General features: G+C 66.7%; 15 protein-coding genes. 2 read left to right on the forward strand and 13 right to left on the reverse strand.

Features of this window, described 5'->3' with window-relative positions; genetic code table 11:
• Positions 1-24 precede the first annotated feature (24 nt).
• From AC07O0_RS04405 to xdhA, 6 genes are read right to left on the reverse strand one after another with little or no spacing between them, the layout of a single operon-like run.
• Positions 25-948, reverse strand: coding sequence for an ABC transporter permease (locus AC07O0_RS04405; RefSeq protein WP_494620364.1), 924 nt, complete (start codon positions 946-948; stop codon positions 25-27).
• Positions 945-2,021 (reverse strand): ABC transporter permease, encoded by a 1,077-nt coding sequence (locus AC07O0_RS04410; RefSeq protein ID WP_494620365.1) that lies wholly within the window; start codon positions 2,019-2,021, stop codon positions 945-947. Before AC07O0_RS04410 ends, AC07O0_RS04405 begins: the two co-directional genes overlap by 4 nt.
• Positions 2,014-3,570 (reverse strand): ABC transporter ATP-binding protein, encoded by a 1,557-nt coding sequence (locus tag AC07O0_RS04415; RefSeq protein WP_494620366.1) that lies wholly within the window; start codon positions 3,568-3,570, stop codon positions 2,014-2,016. Before AC07O0_RS04415 ends, AC07O0_RS04410 begins: the two co-directional genes overlap by 8 nt.
• A complete protein-coding gene (gene xdhC, locus AC07O0_RS04420) occupies positions 3,554-4,399 on the reverse strand; it encodes a xanthine dehydrogenase accessory protein XdhC (protein WP_494620368.1) in 846 nt (281 codons plus the stop codon). The genes AC07O0_RS04415 and xdhC overlap by 17 nt, the downstream gene beginning before the upstream one ends.
• Positions 4,396-6,744, reverse strand: a complete 2,349-nt coding sequence (gene xdhB / locus AC07O0_RS04425) for a xanthine dehydrogenase molybdopterin binding subunit (RefSeq protein WP_494620369.1) — start codon at positions 6,742-6,744, stop codon at positions 4,396-4,398. The genes xdhC and xdhB overlap by 4 nt, the downstream gene beginning before the upstream one ends.
• Positions 6,737-8,212, reverse strand: coding sequence for a xanthine dehydrogenase small subunit (gene xdhA / locus AC07O0_RS04430; protein WP_494620370.1), 1,476 nt, complete (start codon positions 8,210-8,212; stop codon positions 6,737-6,739). Before xdhA ends, xdhB begins: the two co-directional genes overlap by 8 nt.
• 117 nt (positions 8,213-8,329) lie before the next feature.
• Here xdhA and guaD point away from each other — a divergent pair, with 117 nt between their 5' ends.
• Entirely contained in the window at positions 8,330-9,655 is a 1,326-nt protein-coding gene (gene guaD / locus AC07O0_RS04435; RefSeq protein ID WP_494620371.1) for a guanine deaminase, read from the forward strand.
• Between the two features lie 80 nt (positions 9,656-9,735).
• Here the strand turns inward: guaD and AC07O0_RS04440 are convergent, their stop codons facing one another.
• A complete protein-coding gene (locus AC07O0_RS04440) occupies positions 9,736-10,593 on the reverse strand; it encodes a D-amino-acid transaminase (RefSeq protein WP_494620373.1) in 858 nt (285 codons plus the stop codon).
• Between the two features lie 103 nt (positions 10,594-10,696).
• Positions 10,697-11,341, reverse strand: coding sequence for a CGNR zinc finger domain-containing protein (locus tag AC07O0_RS04445; RefSeq protein ID WP_494620375.1), 645 nt, complete (start codon positions 11,339-11,341; stop codon positions 10,697-10,699).
• A gap of 84 nt (positions 11,342-11,425) precedes the next feature.
• Between AC07O0_RS04445 and AC07O0_RS04450 the strand changes: the two genes are divergently transcribed.
• Complete coding sequence (locus AC07O0_RS04450; RefSeq protein ID WP_494620376.1) at positions 11,426-12,541, forward strand: branched-chain amino acid ABC transporter substrate-binding protein; 1,116 nt, start codon at positions 11,426-11,428, stop codon at positions 12,539-12,541.
• An 87-nt stretch (positions 12,542-12,628) separates the two neighbouring features.
• Here AC07O0_RS04450 and AC07O0_RS04455 read toward each other — a convergent pair whose 3' ends face one another.
• From AC07O0_RS04455 to AC07O0_RS04475, 5 genes are all read right to left on the reverse strand, one after another.
• On the reverse strand, positions 12,629-14,224 hold the full coding sequence (locus AC07O0_RS04455; RefSeq protein ID WP_494620378.1) for an ABC transporter ATP-binding protein: 1,596 nt from the start codon (positions 14,222-14,224) through the stop codon (positions 12,629-12,631).
• Between the two features lie 213 nt (positions 14,225-14,437).
• On the reverse strand, positions 14,438-15,559 hold the full coding sequence (locus AC07O0_RS04460; protein ID WP_494620380.1) for an ABC transporter permease subunit: 1,122 nt from the start codon (positions 15,557-15,559) through the stop codon (positions 14,438-14,440).
• 3 nt (positions 15,560-15,562) lie between these two features.
• Complete coding sequence (locus AC07O0_RS04465; RefSeq protein ID WP_494620382.1) at positions 15,563-16,483, reverse strand: ABC transporter permease subunit; 921 nt, start codon at positions 16,481-16,483, stop codon at positions 15,563-15,565.
• A gap of 47 nt (positions 16,484-16,530) precedes the next feature.
• A complete protein-coding gene (locus AC07O0_RS04470; protein WP_494620384.1) occupies positions 16,531-18,159 on the reverse strand; it encodes a peptide ABC transporter substrate-binding protein in 1,629 nt (542 codons plus the stop codon).
• Between the two features lie 173 nt (positions 18,160-18,332).
• Positions 18,333-20,627, reverse strand: coding sequence for an NADP-dependent malic enzyme (locus tag AC07O0_RS04475; RefSeq protein WP_494620386.1), 2,295 nt, complete (start codon positions 20,625-20,627; stop codon positions 18,333-18,335).
• Between the last annotated feature and the right edge of the window lie 86 nt (positions 20,628-20,713).

Raw genomic sequence — 20,713 nt, forward strand, 5'->3', positions numbered from 1 at the left:
TCCCCATTGTCGGTTGCGGCGTCGTCACGACGCCGGGAAAGGCTTGCCGAGGCAGGCGGGCGCGTCGCGTCCGCCGGTGCGTCCTCCTAGCGACATCATGGTCAGAACCACAATCGTCGCAAGGTAGGGGGTCATCGCCAGAACCTCCGGCGCGATGAAGCTCCAGCCGGCGGCCTTGGCCTGCAGTTCGAAGGTCGCGACCGCGCCGAAGAGATAAGCGCCGGCGAGCAGCCGTCCCGGCTTCCAGGCGGCGAAGACGACGAGGGCAAGCGCGATCCAGCCGCGGCCGGCGGTCAGCCTGTCGGCCCACATCGGTGTCAGCGCCAGCGAGAAATAAGCGCCGCCTAAGCCCGCGAGCGCGCCACCGAAGGCGGTCGCTGCGGTGCGGATCGCCAACACGCGATAGCCGATGGCATGGGCCGAGTCGGCGTTCTCGCCGACGGCGCGCAGGGTCAGCCCGGCCTTGGTCCGGCGCAGGAACAGGCTGACGGCGAGGACGAGCGCGAGCGAGAGATAGACGATCGCGTCATGCCCGAACACGAGGCGCAGCCAGGGATGGGCGGCATAGTCGGCCGGGAAGAGCGGGCCGAGCCGCGTGATCGTGCGCCCGACGAAGCCGGCGCCGATCAGCGAGGAGGCGCCGATGCCGAAGATCGTCAGGGCAAGGCCGGTCGCGACCTGGTTGGAGCCGAGCCCGAGTGTCAGCAGTGCGAAGATCATTGCCGCCGCGACACCGGCCAATGTCGCGGCCAGGAGCCCGAGCGGGACGCTGCCGGTGGAATAGGCGACCGCGAAACCGGCGACCGCACCGCAGAGCATCATGCCTTCGACGCCGAGATTGAGGACGCCGGCCTTCTCGGTGATGAGTTCGCCCAGAGCTGCGAGCAGGATCGGCGTCGCCGCGGCGGCGAGCGTCATGAAGATCGAGACGAGGATGGCGGCGGTCATGACGCCACCTTCGCCGGCCGCGTCTTCCAGGCGAGCCGGTAGCGCACCAGCACATCGGTCGCGAGCAGGAAGAACAGCAGCAGCGCCTGGAACATGCCGGTCGCAGCCGAGGGCAGGCGCACCGTGCTCTGGGCGATCTCGCCGCCGACATAGGTCACCGCCAGCACCAGCGCGCCGAAGACGATGCCGGGTGGCGAGAGCCGACCGAGGAAGGCGACGATGATCGCGGTGAAGCCGTAGCCGACCGGGAATTGCGGGGTGAGCTGGCCGAATGGCCCGGCCGCCTCGAACAGGCCGGCGAGGCCAGCGAGGCCGCCGCCGGCGAGCAGCGCCGCCCAGGTCACGCGGCTGGCGTCGAAGCCGCCATGGCGGGCAGCCGCCGGCGCGCGCCCGACGACGCGCACCGCGTAGCCGGCGATGGTCTTGCTCATGACGAACCAGGCGATCAGTGCAAGCAGGATGGCGAGCGGCACGCCGAAATGGACGAGCGAACCTTCCGCGACCGCCGGCAGCGTCTGGCTGGCGCTGAACATCTTGGTCTGCGGGAAATTGAAGCCGTCGGGATCCTTCCACGGGCCACGCACGAGGTAATACAGGAACTGCACCGCGACATAGGTCAGCATCAGGCTGGTCAGGATTTCGCTGACCTGCAGGCGGATCTTGAGCAGGGCGGGGAGTGCCGCATAGGCCGCGCCGCCGGCAACGCCGGCAATTGCCATCGCCGGCAAGATCCACCAGCCCGTCATGTCATGGGTCAGCAATGCGACGCCGGTGCCGGCGATCGCGCCCATGACGTATTGCCCCTCAGCGCCGATGTTCCAGACATTGGCGCGAAAGCCGATGGCGAGGCCGAGCGCGATCATGATCAAAGGCGCCGCTTTGACGCCGAGATCGGCCCAGCGCTGCGGCTCGATCAGCGGCGTGACGAAGATCGCCGTGACCGCGCGCAGGCCGTCATAGCCGATCGCGCCGAAGACCAGCATGCCGGTCAGCATGGTGAGCCCGATCGCGATCAGCGGGCTGAGGTACAGCATCGCCTTGCTGGGCTCGCGCCTGCGCCGCCATTCAAGCATGCGCCGGCTCCGCGTCATGGCTCTCGCCGTGGATGCCGCCCATAAGCAGGCCGATCTCTTCGAGCTTTAAGCCCGCGACGGGTCGCGCCGGCGACAGCCGACCTTCATTGATCACGCAGAGCCGGTCGGAGAGTTCGAGCAATTCGTCGAGATCCTGCGAGATCACCACGATCGCCGAGCCCTGCGCGGCAAGATCGACCAGGGCCTGCCGGATCGCCGCTGCGGCGCCGGCATCGACGCCCCAGGTCGGTTGCGCCACCACCAATACGTCGGGTTTCTGCCCAATCTCGCGGCCCATGATGAATTTTTGCAGGTTGCCGCCGGAGAGCGAGCCAGCGAGTGCCGCCGAGCCGGTGGTGCGAACGTCGAAACGGGCGATGACCTCGCCGGCATAGCGTTCGACCGGCCCCTGGCGGATCAGCCCGGAGGGCGCGAGCGGCAGGCGATGGCGCGCTGTCAGGACGACGTTCTCGGCCAACGAAAAATCCGGGACTGCGGCGTGGCCATTGCGCTCCTCGGGCACGCAGGCGAGGCCGGCGGCACGGCGGACTCCGGCATCGGCAAGGCCGATCGGCCGGCCGTCGAGCTTGATCGCATCGGCGCGCCCAGCGAGGTGTTCGCCCGAGAGCGCCATCAGCAATTCGGCCTGGCCGTTGCCGGCGACGCCGGCGATGCCGAGGATCTCGCCAGCCTGGGCGGAGAAGGAAATGCCTTTCAGGCTGGTGCCGAAGGGCGGTTCGCCCGGCATATCCAGGCGCTCGATGCTGAGCCGCGCCGCGCCCTGCTTATTGGCGGCTGGTCGCTGGAGGTGTTTCAGCTCGGCGCCGATCATCAATTCGGCCATGTGCTGCGTTGTCTCGGTACGCGGGTCGCAGGCTGCGACGACCCGGCCGGCCCGCAGGATCGTCGCGGCCTCGCAGAGCGCTTTGATCTCGTGCAATTTGTGGCTGATGTAGAGGATCGAGCAGCCCTCGCTGGCGATCTGGCGCAGCGTCTCGAACAGGCGCTCGACCTCCTGCGGTGTCAGCACCGAGGTCGGCTCGTCCATGATCAGCAGCTTCGGCTTCTGCAGCAGGCAGCGCACGATCTCGATGCGCTGGCGCTCGCCGACCGAGAGCGTGTGCACCGCGCGATCGGGATCGAGCGGCAGCGAATAGCTGTCGAGGATCGCTTTGATCCGCGTCTTCAGCTCCTCGGCGGGAACCGTCTCGTCGAGGCCAAGCGCGATGTTCTCCAGCACGGTCATGCCGTCGAACAGCGAGAAATGCTGGAAGACCATGCCGATGCCGAGCTTGCGCGCCGCCTTGGGCGAGGCGATCTCGACCGGCCTGCCGTCGAAGCTGATCTGCCCCTCGTCGGCGCGCTGCACGCCGTAGATGATCTTGACCAGGGTCGACTTGCCGGCGCCGTTCTCGCCGAGCAGGGCATGGATCTCGCCGGGGCGGACGCTGAGGCTGATGTCCTGATTGGCCTTCACGCCCGGAAAGCTCTTCGAGACATGGGCGAGCGCCAGGCGCGAAGGTGCCGTCTGGTCAGGCGGCTGCGTCATGGCGGTTCCGTGTCCTCGCGCGTCTCGTGGCTGTCTCGCCAAGCAAGCAGCGCACCAGCTCGGCACTCGTCAAGGCGGCGATCACCTCCGGACGCTTGTCATGCACATCCGATCCACCGATCGGGCAGGTGAGCTGCATCGGTGCCTTATTACCGGGATGGCGGCGGCGGAAGCTCGCCACGAAGCGGGCACGCTTCGTGGCGGAGCCGATCATGCCGACATAAGCGGCATCGCCGCGCAGCAGCGCCGCTTCGGCCAGGCGATAATCGAGCGCGTGGCTATGGGTCAGGACGACGAAGGCCGAGCCGGGCCGGGCGCTCGCGAGTGCCGTCTCGGGATCGTCGAGCTGCAGACAGGCGACGGTTGCCGGCACATCGTCGAACTGGCCGGGCCGATCGTCGATCAGGGTCACGGCGACCGGCAGCAAAGCGAGGCTTCGTGCCAGCGCCTTGCCGGTATGGCCGGCGCCGAAGATCAGCACCTGAGGTCGTTCGGCAGCTGCTTTCGCCTCGCTCTGCTTCAGCGCCTCGAGATGTGCCGGCGTCGCCCGTTCCATTGCGACCCGGACGCGCCCACCGCAGCACTGACCCATTTGCGGACCAAGCGGGATGTCGATCAGCTGCTGCGGCCCACCGCTGTCGAGAAGGATACGGGCGAGGTCGATGCAATGGAATTCGAGCTGGCCGCCGCCGATGGTGCCGGCGCTGCCGCGGGCGCTGACGATCATCATCGCGCCTGCCTCGCGCGGCGTCGAGCCCTGGGCCTCCGCGATGCGCACGATGACGGCGCCTTCCTTCAGGTTCGCGGCGAGGAAGTCGGCGGGGGTCATTGCCCGTCCTCCGCCAGCGCTCGCACCCGCTCGACCGCGTCGAGCACCCGCTCCGGCGTCGCCGGCGCGTCGAGCTGCGGGCAGAAGCGGTGGTCGCCGACGCTGGCGACCGCATCGGAGAGCGCGTGCAGCACGCTGATCGCCAGCATCAGCGGCGGCTCACCCACGGCCTTGGAGCGATGGATGGTGTGCTCGCGATTGGGCGCCTTTTCCAGCAGCGCGACGTTGAAGATGCGCGGTCGATCGGAGGCGACTGGAATCTTGTAGGTCGAGGGCGCGTGCGTCTTGAGGCGCCCCTTCTCGTCCCAGACCAGCTCCTCGGTGGTCAGCCAGCCCATGCCCTGAATGAAGCCGCCTTCGATCTGGCCCTTGTCGATCGCTGGGTTCAGCGAGTTGCCGCAGTCATGCAAGATGTCGACGCGCTCGACCTTGTATTCGCCGGTCAGTGTGTCGATCGCGACCTCGGCTGCGGCGGCACCATAGGCGAAATAGTAGAACGGGTGGCCTTTGCCTGCCTTGCGGTCCCAATGGATCTTTGGCGTCGCGTAGAAGCCGGTGGCCGAGAGCTGGACGCGGGCCATATAGGCTGCCTTGACCAGCTCGACGAAACCGATCTCGCGTGCGCCGACCTGCACCCTGCCGGGCAGGAAGGCGATTGCCTCCGGCTTCTCCTGCCAGTGCTTGCAGGCGAAAGCGGTGAGCCGCTGCTTGATCGTCTCGCAGGCGTCGAGCGCCGCCATGCCGTTGAGGTCGGAGCCGGAGGAGGCTGCGGTCGCTGAGGTGTTCGGCACCTTGCCGGTCGTCGTCGCCGTGATCTTGATGTCGCCGAGCCCGATGCCGAAGGCCTGCGCCACCACCTGCGCCACCTTCTGGTAGAGCCCCTGGCCCATTTCGGTGCCGCCATGGTTCAGCGCCACCGTACCGTCCGTGTAGACATGCACCAGTGCGCCGGCTTGATTGTACCAGGTCGCGGTGAAGGAGATCCCGAACTTGACCGGCGTCAGCGCGATGCCGCGCTTGATCACCGGGCTCTGCCGGTTGAAGGCGCGGATCGCTTCCTGCCGGGCGCGGTAGTCGCAGGAATGTTCGAGGTCGTCGATCACCTCGGCGGCGATCATGTCCTCGACCGGCTGGTGATAGGGCGTGATCTCCCGACCTTCGCCGCCATAGAGATTGCGCTTCCTCACCTCCAGCGGGTCGAGCCCGGTGGCGTAGGCGACCTCCTCGATGAAGCGCTCAGCTCCGACCATGCCTTGCGGCCCGCCAAAGCCGCGGAAGGCGGTGTTCGAGACCGTATGGGTGCGCAGCGGCTCCGAGCGGGCCCGCACCGCCGGGTAGAAATAGCAATTGTCCATGTGGAAGAGGGCGCGGTCGGTCACCGGGCCGGAGAGGTCGGCGTTCCAGCCGCAGCGCGCGGCATAGATCGCGTCGACCGCATGGATGCGGCCGTCATCGTCGAAACCGATCTCGTAGTCGACGACGAAATCGTGGCGCTTGCCGGTGATGACCATGTCGTCGTCGCGGTCGGGCCGCAGCTTCACCGGCCGCTTCAGCCTGCGGGCGGCGAGCGCGGCGACGCAGGCGAAGAGATTGGCCTGCGTCTCCTTGCCGCCGAAGCCGCCGCCCATGCGCCGGACCTCGATCGTCACCGCATGCGCGCCGACGCCGAGCACCTGCGCGACCATGTGCTGGACCTCGCTCGGATGCTGCGTCGAGCACAGCACCAGCATGTCCTGGTCCTCGCCGGGGATGGCGAGCGAGATCTGGCTTTCCAGGTAGAAATGATCCTGCCCGCCGATCGCCATCGAGCCTTTCAGCCGGCGCGGGCTTGCGGCGAGGGCCTGGGCGAGATCACCACGCTCGAGCTTGAGCGGTTCGGTGACGAGCTCGGAGCCGGCAGCGCGGGCGGCGGCGACGTCGAGCAGGGGAGGCGCCTCGTCATAGGTCGCCTTGGCCAGCAGCGCGGCGTGGCGGGCCTGCTCGCGCGTCCCGGCGACGACGGCGAAGAGCGGCTGGCCGTGATGCAGGATATCGCTCGTCGCGAAGACCGGCTCGTCATGCTTGTGCGTCGAGGAGATGTCGTTCGCGCCGGGAATGTCGGTTGTGGTGAGGACCGCGAGCACGCCCGGCGCGGCCTCAACCGCCGATAGGTCTAGCGACAGCAGTCGGCCATGCGCGATGGTCGAGAGGCCGAGGCAGGCATGGGCGAGGCCGGCGGGTTCGGCGATGTCGTCGACATAGAGGGCTTCGCCGGCGACGTGCTTCTCGGCGGAATCATGCTTCAGCGGCGAGCCGACGATCGGTAGCGTCGCCATGGCGTCGAGCCGTTTGCGCGCGTCAGCCATAGGCGGCCTCCGCCAGCAGGCCGGCGACCCGGGTCGAAGTCTGAGGCGTCGTCGTCTCGATCAGGAAGCGTCGCAACAGGTTGCCGGCGACCTTCCGCCGGTATGCGGCCGAGGCCCGCATGTCGGTCAGCGGCGTGAAATCCTCAGCCAGCGCGGCGATAGCTGCGGCGACCGCGGCTTCGTCCCAGGAGCGGCCGAGCACGGCGGCTTCAGCCGCCTTCGCCCGCTTCGGGATGCCGGCCATGCCGCCATAGGCGAGCCGCGCCTCACTGACACGGCCGGCTTCGTCCAACGTCAGATAGAAAGCCCCGCAGACTGCCGAGATGTCCTCGTCGAAGCGCTTCGAAATCTTGGAGATGTGGAAGAGCGCGCCTTTCGGCAGCTTCGGCACCTGCACCGTTTCGACGAACTCGCCGGGTTGCCGGTCCTGGTTGCGGTAGTCGAGGAAGAAGGCTTCGAGCGGCAGTTCGCGGCGTTCCGCGCCCTTGCGCAGCACGAGAGTCGCCCCGAGCGCGATCAGCGCCGGCGGCAGGTCGCCGATCGGCGAGCCATTGGCGATGTTGCCGCCGATCGTACCGGCATTGCGGACCTGCTCGCCGCCGAAGCGGCGCATCATCTCGTCGATCTGCGGCGAGATGGTCGCCAATGCCTCGCGCACCGCGATCTGGTTGGCCATGGCACCGAGGCGCAGATGGTCGTCTTCGTCGGAGATCATGCGCAACGCGTCGACCCGGCCGAGATAAATCACCGGATCGAGCCGGCGCATGCCCTTGGTAACCCAGAGGCCGACATCGGTGGCGCCAGCCACGAGCGTCGCCTGCGGATGGGCGCTGACGAGGTCGGCGAGCGCGGCAACGGTGGCGGGGGCATAGAACTGGCGCTCGCCGTCGCCGATCGAGATCGTCTCGCCATCAGCGAGCGCCTTCAGCCGGGCGATGGTCGCGGGAATCCCTGCGACGAAACGGTCCTGCTCACGCTCGGCAGCATCCATGCGCTGCGCCGCCGCGATGATCGGCTCATAGCCGGTGCAGCGGCAGAGATTGCCGGCAAGAGCATCCTCGATGCGCTGCACCGAGGGCGCCCGCTCGTTCAGCCAGAGCGCCAGCAGCGACATCACGAAGCCGGGCGTGCAGAAGCCGCATTGCGAGCCATGGCAATCGACCATCGCTTGCTGCACTGGGTGGAGCGCGCCGTCCGGACCCTTCAGATGCTCGACGGTCAGGACATGGCAGCCGTCCAGCGTCGGCAGGAAGCGGATGCAGGCGTTGATAGCCTCATAGCGCAGCCGGCCGCCCTCGAGCCTGCCGACGACGATGGTGCAGGCGCCGCAATCGCCCTCGGCGCAGCCTTCCTTGCTGCCGGTACGGCGCCGGTCGAGCCTGAGCCAGTCGAGCACCGTGTGGGTCGGATCGCAGGTAGCGATCTCGACCAACTCGTCGCCGAGCAGGAAACGCACGCTCTCACGCATGGCGGTCTTGCCGCTCGCAAATCGGATTCATGCCCCAAGATTAGGCACGTTCCCGGCTTGGCCGGAAGCTTTGATTTGGTGCAGATATGATCGCGATTTGAGCCGGAGCGGCGAGCCTTGAGCAAAGACGGTGCGGTATCGGCCCTGCGCGGCCGGCTTCTCTGGTTCGTCGGTGATCCGCACGCGGTCGGCGAGGCAGCGCATCGCTATGTCGAGGACGGGTTGCTCGTCATCGAGAACGGCCTGATCAAGGCTGCCGGCGAGGCGAGGGATCTGCTGCCGACGCTGCCGGCCGGCGCCGCCATCGCCGATCATCGTCCGCATCTGCTTATGCCGGGCTTCATCGACGCCCATCTCCATATGCCACAGACGCAAGTGATCGCCTCCTATGGCGCGCAACTGATGGAGTGGCTGAACAAATACACCTTCGTCGAGGAGCAGAAGCTGGCGCAGCAAGGCCATGCCGAGAAGCTTTCCGCCTTCCTGCTCGATGAACTCTTGGCGAGCGGCACCACCACCGCGGCGGTCTACTGCTCCGTACACAAGCAATCCGCCGAAGCCTTCTTCACCGAATCGCACCGGCGCAACACCCGCATGATCGCCGGCAAGGTGATGATGGACCGCAACGCTCCGCCGGCGCTGACCGATACGGCCGAGAGCGGCTATGCCGACAGCAAGGCGCTGATCGAGCGCTGGCACGGCAAGGGCCGCCAGCTCTATGCGATCACGCCGCGCTTCGCCGTGACCTCGACGCCGGAACAGATGGTGGCGTCGCAGCGGCTGGTCGAGGAGCATCCCGACTGCTTCGTCCAGACCCATATCAACGAGAACCGGGCCGAGATCGCCTTCGCCAGGGAACTCTACCCCGCCGCCGCCGACTATGCCGGCATCTACGAGGATTACGGGCTGCTGGGCCATAAGAGCCTGCTGGGCCACTGCATCCACATGACCAAGCGCGAATGGCGCGCCTTCGGCCAGCATGGCGCGGTTGCGGTCTTCTGCCCAACCTCTAACCTCTTCCTCGGCTCCGGCCTGTTCGATTGGCAGCGAGCTCGGCATGAGGGCGTCAAGGTCGCGGTCGCCACCGATATCGGCGGCGGCACCTCCTACTCGATGCTGCGCACCATGGCCGAGGCCTACAAGATCCTGCAGTTGCAGGGCCAGTCGCTCTCGGCCTTCGAGGCGCTGCACGCGATCACACTCGGCAATGCGGCGGCGCTCGGCCTCGACCAGCTGATCGGCTCGTTCGAGCCAGGGCGCGAGGCCGATGTCGTCGTGCTCGATCCCGCCGCGACGCGGGTGATGGCGCACCGGCTGGAGACGGTGCGCGATCTGTCGGAAGAACTCTTCGTGCTGGTCACGCTCGGTGACGAGCGCAATGTCGTTGCGACCTATGTCGCGGGAGAGCGGGCGGAGCTGCCGTCATTCTCGGGCGCCGCGTAGCAGCGACCCGAGAATCTCTCGCAGGATAGGGCGCATTCTTGTCCTGAGATGCTCGGGTCAAGCCCGAGCATGACGCGCGTTCAGCCCAGCACGCCGCCCTTGCGGGCATGGTCCAGGTAGATCTCGCGCAGACGGATCGTCGCCGGGCCAGGTGCGCCGTTGTGGATGCTGTGGCCGTCGATCGTGGTTACCGGCATGACCAGGCTGGTGGCCGAGGTGATGAAGGCTTCCTCGGCATCGAGCGCCTCCTCCAGCGTGAACTCGCGCTCCTCGAAGGAGAAGCCGCTCTCAGCCAGGAAGGCGAGCACGGCCGTGCGGGTGATGCCGGGCAGCACCTTGTGCGAGAGCGGGCGCGAGATCAGCGTCTTGCCCTTGACGATCCAGGCGGTCGACGAGGCGCCTTCGGTGACGACGCCGTCCTCGATCATCCAGGCCTCATGCGCGCCGTTCTCGGCGGCGAACTGCTTGGCCAGCACGGGAGCGAGCAGGTTGACGCTCTTGATGTCGCGGCGCGCCCAGCGCAGGTCGGGCGTGCTGACGACCTTGATGCCGGTCTTGGCCAGCGGCGTATTGGCGAACTGGCGCGCCTGGGTGAACAGGACCAGGGACGCCTTCACGCCCTTGGGGAAGGGAAAGTCACGATCGGCGGCGCCGCGCGAGACCTGCAGATAGATGCTGCCTTCGTCGAGGTTGTTGCGGGCGATCAGCTCCTGATGGATCGCGATGAGCTCGGCGCGCGAGCAGGGCAGCTCGAGCCCGATCTCGCCAGCCGAGCGCTCCAGCCGCGCCAGGTGCGCGTCGCAGTCGACCAGCTTGCCACCAAGCACGGCCGAGACCTCGTAGATGCCGTCACCGAAGATGAAGCCGCGGTCGAAGATCGAGATCGTCGCCTCTTCCTCGGGAAGATAGGCGCCATTGACGTAGACGGTGCGGCTCATGGGGAGGGTCTCATGCGGGAAGGACGGACCTTCCTAGCCGAGCGTGCCGCATGAAGCGAGATATCATGCTGGCTTGCCGACCGGCGTCGGATGCAAGGCGAAGCTAGCTGGCCGTCTTCGCCTCGAAATGACGGTCGCGGAAGGCGCGGACCTTGGCACGGTTGCCGCAGACCGCCATCTCGCACCAGCGCCGCAGCCGGTTCTTGGTGGTGTCGAAGAACAGCCAGCCGCAATGGTCACCCTCGCATTGCTTGATGCGGGCGAGGTTCTGCTGGGTCAGCACGGTCAGTGCCGACAGTGCGATCGGCCCACGGATCGCCTCGCTCAGCGTCTGGCTCGAATCCCAGCGCCAGACGAAGCCGTCGCCGAAGGGCGAGAGCTTCGCGCAGGCGAGGCAATGCGCGTGGATGGCGGCGAGTTGAACCCGATCCTCTTCGCTCGGCGACTGGCGGCGAGAGAGGGTGGTACCGATCCGGTAGATCGTGTCGCGCAGGTCGAGTGCCTCGCCAAGCAGGCGAGCCGCCAGTCCGGCGTCCGCCTCGACCGCAGCAAGTGCTACGTCCCGGTCGCTGTCGCTGATCACCTTGGCATGCCGCGCCCAGATCACGACGTCGCGCCCCTCCCGCAGATGCTCGAGCTCGTTCGGCCCGCCGCGATCCGAGGTGGTGTTGGTGAAGTCGAAGGCGAGTTCGCTGGCAACGAGCGGCAACGATCCGGCCCGGCTCGGGCCGCCTGTACGATCGATCATCATGTAACCAGCTATCTCAGATTTACAGGTTAATGCAAGCGACGTAGCGTCCGGCCACGGCTCGGACCGTGGAGGAGAACGGATATGAGGACCAATCTGATCGCGATGCTCGCCGCAGGCGCATTCGCGATGTCGCAAGGCGCGGCGCTGGCGCAGGTCAAGCTCGGCGTCGCCGGCCCGATGACCGGCGCAAGCGCCGCCTTCGGCGCGCAATTGAAGAACGGGGTCGAGCAGGCGGTGGCCGACATCAATGCGGCCGGTGGCATCCTCGGCCAGACGATCGTGCTTTCGAGCGGGGACGATGTCGGCGATCCCAAGCAGGGCGTCTCAGTCGCCAACAAATTCGTCGGTGACGGCGTCAAGCTCGTCGTCGGCCACTTCAACTCCGGCGTCACCATGCCGGCCTCGGAGGTATATGCCGAGAACGGCATGCTGATGATCAGCCCGTCGGCGACCAATCCGAAGATCACCGAGCGCGGCCTCTGGAACGTGTTCCGCACCTGCGGCCGCGACGACCAGCAGGGCGTCGTCGCCTCCGGCCACATCGCCAAGACCTTCAAAGGCAAGGTCGTGGTCGTCGTCCATGACAAGACGACCTATGGCCAGGGCCTTGCCGACGAGACCCGCAAGGGCCTGCATGCCGCCGGCATCAAGGAAGTGCTCTATGAAGGCGTGAACACCGGCGAAAAGGACTTCTCGGCACTGGTCTCGAAGATCAAGGCGGCCAAGGCCGACCTGCTCTATTGGGGTGGGCTGCACACCGAGCTCGGCCTGATCGTCCGCCAGATGCGCGACCAGGGCCTGACGACGGTGGCGATGGGCGCTGACGGCATCACCTCCGACGAATACGCCGTGATCGGCGGCCCGGGCACCGAAGGTACCCTGATGACCTTCCCGCCCGATCCGCGCAAGCGTTCCGCGGCGGCCGAGGTGGTCAAACGCTTCGAGGCCAAGGGCATCAATCCCGAGGCCTACACGCTCTACTCCTATGCCGCGGTCCAGATCATGAAGCAGGCGGCCGAGCAGGCGAAATCGCTCGATCCGAAGAAGATCGCCGCCGCGATGCATTCGGGCATGACGTTCAAGACCGTGCTCGGCGACATGTCCTATGACAAGAAGGGCGACCGCACCAATCTCGACTACACCGTCTACACCTGGAAGAAGGGGACGGACGGCAAGATCAGCTATGTCGAGAACTGACGGCTTGAGCTAGCCGGTGTCGGTGGCCTCCCCTGGCCGGACACCGATAGGGCGCCGCTTCGCTCCAGCGAGGCGGCGTTTTTCGTTTCAGCACTTCAGCGCCGCCGCGATCAGGCGCTGGGTGTAGCCCTGCTGAGGTGCCTCGAAGATTGCTTCTGTCGGCCCGCGCTCGACCACTCTGCCGTCCTTCATCACCATGATCTCGTCGGCCATGGCGCGCACGACCGCTAGGTCGTGGCTGATGAAGAGATAGGAGAGGTCGTGCGTCGCCTGCAGCTCCTTGAGCAGGGCGACGATGCTCTTTTGCACGGTGCGGTCGAGCGCCGAGGTCGGCTCGTCCAGCACCACCAGCGCGGGATGCAGGATCATGGCGCGGGCGATGGCGATGCGCTGGCGCTGGCCGCCCGAGAACTCGTGCGGATAGCGGTTGCGTAGCGCCGGGTCGAGGCAAACCTCGGTCAGCGCCGCCGCTGCTCGCCGCTCGCGCTCGGGACGCGACAGAGCTGGCTCGTGCACCAGCAGGCCCTCGGTGATGATTTCGCCGACGGTGAGGCGCGGCGAAAGCGAGCCGAACGGATCCTGGAACACGACCTGCAGGCTGCGACGCAAGGGGCGCATCGCGGCACGGTCGAGCGGAGCCAGCGCCCGATCCTCGAAGCGGACGATCCCGGAGGAGGGCAGCAGCTTGAGCAAGGCGCGCCCTAGCGTCGATTTGCCCGAACCGGATTCGCCGACGATGCCGATTGTTTGGCCGCGCCTGACGGTCAAGTCGACGCCGTCGACGGCGTGCAACGTCACCGTCTCGCGCTTCAGGAAGCCGCGCGACAGGTCGAAGGAAACGCGCAGGTCGCGGGCTTCGAGCAGGACGGGCGCATCCGGCGGTGGCGGCGCCTTGTGGCCATGCGGCTCGGCGGCGAGCAGCGCCCTGGTGTAGGGGTGCTGCGGTGCCTCGAAGATCGCCTGCGCTGGGCCGCTCTCGACGACGTCGCCGGCCTTCATCACATAGACGCGTTCGGCATATTTGCGGACGAGGCCGAGATCGTGGCTGATCAGGATCACCGCCATGCCGAGCCGCTGCCGAAGCTCGGCGATCAGCGCCAGGATTTCCGCTTCGATGGTGACGTCGAGCGCCGTTGTCGGCTCGTCGGCGATCAGGATGTCGGGGTCGTTGGCGAGCGCCATCGCGATCATCACGCGCTGGCGCTGCCCGCCGGAGAGTTCGTGTGGATAGGAATCGAGCCGGCGCTCCGGATGCGGGATGCGCACCAGCTTCAGCAGTTCCAGCGCCCGCGCCCGCGCCGCCTTGCGCGACAGGCCCTGATGCTTGCGCAGGGGGGCCGCCATCTGCGTGCCGATCCGGAAGAGCGGATCGAGCGAGGTCATCGGCTCCTGGAAGATCATCGCGAGCTTCCGGCCGCGATAGCTGTTCAGCACCGCGGGCGGCAGCTTGAGAAGATCGACCTCGCGATAGCGAATCGCGCCAGAAACCTCACCATTGCTGGCGAGGAGGCCCATCGCCGCCATCACGCTCTGGCTCTTGCCGGAGCCGGATTCACCAACCACCGCGACGAACTCGCCGGGGCCGACATCAAGGTCAATACCGCGCACCGCCTCGCACGGGCCGTCATTGGTGCGGAAGCGGACCTTGAGGTCGCGTATGGCGAGGATGGGGTCGGCGGTCATAACCGCTTCCAGCTTGCAGTGGTCGGCGTCGACGCGCCCTCTCCCCCCTTGTGGGGGAGAGTTGGAGAGGGGGGTGTGCCACCCTCGACATAGGTCCAGCCTAGCGCGGAGAGGACTGCGGGTGCGATACCCCCCTCCCAACCCTCCCCCACAAGGGGAGAGGGCTCCCGTGCCCTTGTCGGCCATCGCTGAGGAGCGAGATTGCGCTTCATCTCAGCGATCCCTCGGGTCGAGCGCATCGCGCAGGCCGTCGCCGAGGAAGTTGAGCGAAAACAGCGTCGTCACCAGGAAGGCTGCCGGGAAGACCAGCATCCACGGCGTCGCCTGGATGGCGCGGGCGCCGTCGGAGATCAGCACGCCCCAGCTCGTCATCGGTTCCTGCACGCCGAGGCCGAGGAAAGACAGGAAGCTCTCCAGCAGGATCACCTTCGGCACCAGGAGGGTGACATAGACGATCACCGGCCCGAGCGTGTTGGGGATGACATGGCGCTTCAGGATGCCGCCCGTCGAGACGCCGAGTGCCTCGGCCGCCAGCACATAGTCTTGCCGCCTGATCGAGAGCGCCTGGCCGCGGACGATGCGGGCCATGTCGAGCCATTCGATCGCGCCGACGGCGAGGAACATCAGGATGAAGTTCCGGCCGAAGAAGACGACGAGCAGGATGACGAAAAAGATGAAGGGCAGGGAATAGAGCACGTCGACGATGCGCATCATCACCATGTCGATGCGCCCGCCGAGATAGCCGGCCGTCGCGCCATAGGCGACGCCGATCACCAGAGCGACGCCGGTGGCGAGCAGGCCGATGGCGAGCGAGACCCGGCCGGCGATCAGGGTGCGGGTGAGTAGGTCGCGGCCATTGGAGTCGGTGCCGAACAGGAAGTACTGGCGCTTGATCGGGACCTCGAGCGTCAGCCGGCGGCCCTCCTGCTCGTTGGTGGTGATGAAGGGCGTACCGAACTGGTCTGAGCGATCGAAATAGACCAGCAGGCGCTGGTCGATCGGCCGCTGCGCGGTCAGCACCAGTTTGACGCGATCGCCTTGCGCCACGACCTCGCTGGGCGTCGCCCTGATGCGAGACGCGATGCGCTGCACCGCGCCGGGCAGGGCCTCGGCCTTCGGGTAGGAGGACAAGCTTGCCGGAACGCGGACATAATCCTGATAGACCTTGTCGTAAGGGTGTCCGGTCAGCAGCGGGCCGACGATGCAGGCCAGCATCATCAGCGCCAGCACGATCAGGCTCGCCACCGCGGCGCGGTTGCGCAGCAGGCGGATGCGAGCGTCCTGCCAGAGCGAGCGACCGATTGGTGGAGTGGGACAGGCGGCAGCGTCGCTCATCGCTCACTCCAGCCTGACGCGCGGGTCGAGCAGCGCGTAGAGCACGTCGACCACGAGGTTGAAGAGCAGCACGAAGATCGCGACGACCACGACCGTGCCCATCACCAGCGTGTAGTCGCGGTTGAGCGCGCCTTCGACGAAATAGCGCCCGATGCCGGGAATGGCGAAGATCGTCTCGACCACGACCGAACCGGTGAGCAGGCTCGCCGCTGCCGGTCCGAGATAGGAGACGACTGGCAGCGCCGCGCCGCGCGCTGCATGCAGCGCGATCGTCGTGGTCGAGAGGCCCTGGGCTCGGAGCGTGCGGATATGGTTGGCGCGTAGCGTCTCGATCATCGCCGCGCGCGTCATCCGGGCGATCACGGCGATCTGGGGCAAAGCGAGCGTCACGATCGGCAGCACGGTGTTACGGAAGGCGCCGCCATTCCAGCCGCCGACCGGCAACCAGGCCAGGCTCAGGCCGAAGACGATCTGCAGCACCGGAGCGACGACGAAGTTCGGGATGGTGATGCCGGCGGTGGCGAAGCCGATCACGGCATGGTCGGCCGCGCCGTTCTGGCGAAAGGCCGCGAGTGCGCCGAGCGGTCCGCCGATCGCGAGCGCGAGCAGTAGCGCGCAGGCACCCAGCCGCATCGAGACCGGCAGGCCCTGCGCGAACAATTCGGCGATCGAGAAGTCGCGGAAATAGAAGGACGGGCCGAAATCGCCGCGCAGCAGGGCTGCGAGATAGATCAGGTATTGCTGGAACAGTGGCTGGTCGAGCTTGTAGATGCGCCGCAGGTTCTCCATCACCTTAGCTTCCAGCGGCTGTTCGAGATCGAACGGCCCGCCCGGTGCGACGCGCATCAGGAAGAACGAGATCGTCACGATCACGAACAGGGTCGGGATCGCGGCGGCAAGACGGCGCAGGATGTAGGTGAGCACGGGCTTGTTTCAGGCCCCTGGCCGGATCGACCAGGGGCCGCTGTCTGCTATGGCTTCAGGCTCATGAACCGCGTCGGCAGCGCGCCGCGCAAATTCTGCTGGAATCCCTGCACCTTCGGCGAGACCAGGTTCTTCGAGGAATAGTAGAGCACCGGTATCCAGGGCACGTCGGCGGCGAGGATCGCGTCCGCCTCGCGCAGGATCGCAGCGCGCTTGGCGATGTCGATCTCCTCGGCACCCTGCTTCATCAGCGCATCGAATTTCGGGTTGTTGTACTTGCCGGAGTTGAAGCCGGTATTGTCGCTCTGGAACAGGAACAGGAAGTTCTGCGGGTCGGAATAATCGCCGATCCAGCCATAGCGGGCGATGTCGAAATCGCCGCCGTCGCGCAGCAGGGCAAAATGCGTCTTGCCGTCGGTGTTGATGAAGCTGGTCTCGACGCCGATCGCCTTCCACTGCTCGGCGATCGCGATGACGGTCCGGCGATTGTTGTCGGTGGTGTTGTAGCGCAGCTGGACCCTGAGCGGCATGCCCGGCCCAAAGCCCGCCGCGGCGAGCAGCTTCTTCGCCTCGTCCTCGCGATCGAGCGGCGAGGTTCCCTTGAAGTCGGCTTCGGCGCGCTCGCCGTAATTGCCGATGTTCGGCGGGATCACGCCATAGGCCGGCAGCATGGTGCCGCCCCAGATCTCCTCGGCGATGAACTCGCGGTCGATCACCAGCGAGAGCGCGCGGCGCACCCTGATGTCGTCGAACGGCTTCTTGGCGGTGTTGATGATCAGGAAATAGGTGCCGAGATAGGGCGAGATCCTGACCTGCTCCTTGCCGAGCTTCTCGCGCAATTGCTGGACCTGATCGGCCGGAATGTCCGAGGTCATCTGCAGCTCGCCGGCCTGGAAACGGCGCGCCGCGGCGGAGAAGTCGGGCGTCGGATAGTAGATGACGGTGTCGATCTTGACGTTGGCGGCGTCGTGGAAGTTCTTGTTCTTCTCCAGCCGGATATGCGAGTTCGGCACGAACTCCTTCAGCGTGTAGGCGCCGTTCGAGACCCAGTTCTCCGGCTTAACGAAGTCCTTGCCGAATTTCTGCACGGAAGCCGGATGGACCGGTAGTCCGGTCTGGTGCGTCAGCAACTCCAGGAAATAGGGCGTCGGCCGTTCCAGCGCGATCTCGAGCGTGCGCTCATCGATCGCCTTGACGCCAAGGTCTTCGAGCTTGGTGCCTTCGCTCGCCTTGTTGATCTTCTCGGCATTGCGGACGGGATAGAGGATGTTGGCGTATTTCGCCCCGGTCTCCGGATTGACCATGCGCCGGAACGAGAAGACGAAGTCACCAGCCGTGACCGGATCGCCATTCGACCATTTGGCGTTGGCGCGCAGCTTGAAGGTGTAGCTCTTGCCGTCCGGCGCCATCGTCCAGCTTTCGGCGACGCCGGGGACGACCTCGCCGTTGATATGGTGGATCACCAGGCCCTCGGAGAGGTCGCGCAGCAGATGCGCCTCGCTCACCGTCGAGGTCTTGTGGGAATCGAGTGTTTCGGGGTCGCCATCATTGCCGCGATGGAACACGACCTGCGCCATGGCGGCGCCGGCACAGGCAATCGCAAGAAAAAGGCCGCTCGCCAGCGCGAGCGGCCGGATGGCGCGCCGGATTCCGGACTGACGATGGATCTCACGCATGAGCGCTCTCCGAACGTTTCGCACGGGCCCCTTTCCCGCTCCTGAAACGAAGTATGAGCCTATCGTGCGCCGCCCGCCAAGAGCGAAAAGGCGGTATCAACCGCTGAGCTTAAGTCACTGGCCCGCTTTCGAAAGCTGGCTCAGAAACGACCTCAACAGAGCCTCCCGCAAGGTCAGCCGGAGGCTGACCGCCCTTGCGCCTCGGCAACCGCGACCGCGGTCATGTTGACGACGCCGCGCGCCGTCACATTGCCGGTGAGGATGTGCACCGGCTTGGCGGCGCCGATCAGGATCGGCCCGACCGGCAGCGCATCCCCCAGCACCTTGGCGAACTGGTAGGCGATGTTGGCGGCGTCGAGATTGGGGAAGATCAGGACGTTGGCGACGCCCTTCAGCTTCGAGGACGGCAGCACCCGGTCGCGAATCGCCGCGACGAGGGCGGTGTCGGCCTCCATCTCGCCGTCGCATTCCAGCTCCGGCGCGCGCTCCTGGATCAGCTTGACCGCCTTGCGCATCTTGATCGAGCTCGGCGTGTCGGCCGCGCCGAAATCCGAATGCGAGACCAGGGCGATCTTCGGGGTGATGCCGAAGCGCTCGACATGGCCTGCGGCGAGGATCGTCATGTCGGCGATCTCTTCGGCAGTGGGATCGTACTTCACATGGGTGTCGGCCAGGAAGAAGGCGCCCTTGTTGGTGATGATCAGCGTCATCGCCGCAATGTCGCAGACGCCGGGTTCGAGCCCGATGATGTCGCGGATATGGCGCAACCGCGAGAGGAAGCGCCCTTCCAGGCCGGTGATCATCGCATCGGCCTCGCCGCGCGCCACGGCGAGCGCCGCGATCACCGTGTTGTTGGTGCGCACCAGCGAGCGGGCCGCCTCGGGCGTGATGCCGCGTCGGCCGGCGATGTCGAGATAGGTCTGGACGTAGTCGCGATAGCGCGGATCGTCCTCCGGGTTGATCAGCTCGCAATCGATGCCGGGGCGGATCGTCAGGCCGAAGCGCTTGACGCGGGTCTCGATCACCGAGGGGCGGCCGATCAGGATCGGGATCGCCATGCCTTCCTCGATCGCGATCTGGGCGGCGCGCAGGACGCGCTCGTCCTCGCCTTCGGCATAGATCACCCGCTTCGGATCGGCCTTGGCCTTGGCGAAGAGCGGCTTCATCAGGAAGCCGGAGCGGAAGACGAAGCGCGATAGGTCCTCGCGATAGGCCTCCAGGTCGATCAGCGGCTTCTTGGCGACGCCGGTCGTCATCGCCGCCTCTGCCACCGCCGGTGCGATGCGCAGGATCAGGCGCGGATCGAACGGGTTCGGGATCAGCGAGGTCGCGCCGAAGGTCGAGGCCTCGCCGCCATAGGCGCGCGCCGCCACGTCCGAGGTCGCCTCGCGGGCGAGCGCTGCGATGGCGCGCACGGCAGCGAGCTTCATCGGCTCGTTGATCGTCGTCGCCTGCACGTCGAGCGCGCCGCGGAAGATGTAGGGGAAGCAGAGGACGTTGTTGACCTGGTTCGGATAGTCCGAGCGGCCGGTGCAGATCATCGCGTCGGGGCGGACGGCGAGGGCATCCTCGGGCGTGATCTCGGGGTTGGGATTGGCGAGCGCCAGGATCAGCGGCTTTTGCGCCATCTCCTTGGCCATCTCGGGCTTGAGCACGCCGGCGGCCGAGAGGCCGAGGAAGACATCCGCGCCGCCGATCACCTCGGCGAGCGTGCGCGCTTCTGTTTCCTGGGCATAGACCTCCTTCCAGCGGTCCATCAGCGTGTTGCGGCCCTTGTAGACCACGCCGTCGAGATCGGTGACCCAGATGTTCTTCCTGCTGGCGCCGAGCTCAACCAGGAGGTTGAGGCAGGCGAGCGCGGCAGCGCCCGCGCCGGAGACGACGATCTTGACGTCGCTGATCTTCTTGGCCGCGAGGTCGAGCCCATTCAGCACGGCGGCGCCGACGATGATGGCCGTGCCATGCTGGTCGTCATGGAAGACCGGGATGTTCATCCGGGCCTTGAGTTTCTCCTCAATCTCGAAGCACTCGGGGCCCTTGATGTCCTCGAGGTTGATGCCGCCGAAGGTCGGCTCCAGCGCGGCGACGACCTCGACGAACTTGTCGATGTCCTTCTGCTCGACCTCGATGTCGAAGCAGTCGATGCCGGCGAACTTCTTGAACAGGACGGCCTTGCCTTCCATCACCGGCTTGGAGGCGAGCGGGCCGATGTCGCCAAGGCCGAGCACGGCGGTGCCGTTGGTGATGACGGCGACGAGGTTCTGGCGCGAGGTCAGCTCGGCCGCCTGGCCGGGATCCTCGACGATCGCCTCGCAGGCGGCAGCGACGCCGGGCGAATAGGCCAGCGCCAGGTCGCGCTGGTTGCCGAGCGGCTTGGTCGCCTGGATCTCGAGCTTACCGGGCTTGGGAAGGCGGTGATAGACGAGCGCGCCCGAACGAAGGTCCGCCGACAAGGTGCTCTTAGCCATCCCCACGCTTCCTCTGCGCTGCCGTTGTATGTTGAGCAGGTCGCGCGGAAAGGGGGTGGGCGTCAAGCGGGGGCGGGCGGCGAAAG

The sequence above is a fragment of the Allobosea sp. GW821-FHT10B12 genome (assembly GCF_059415545.1).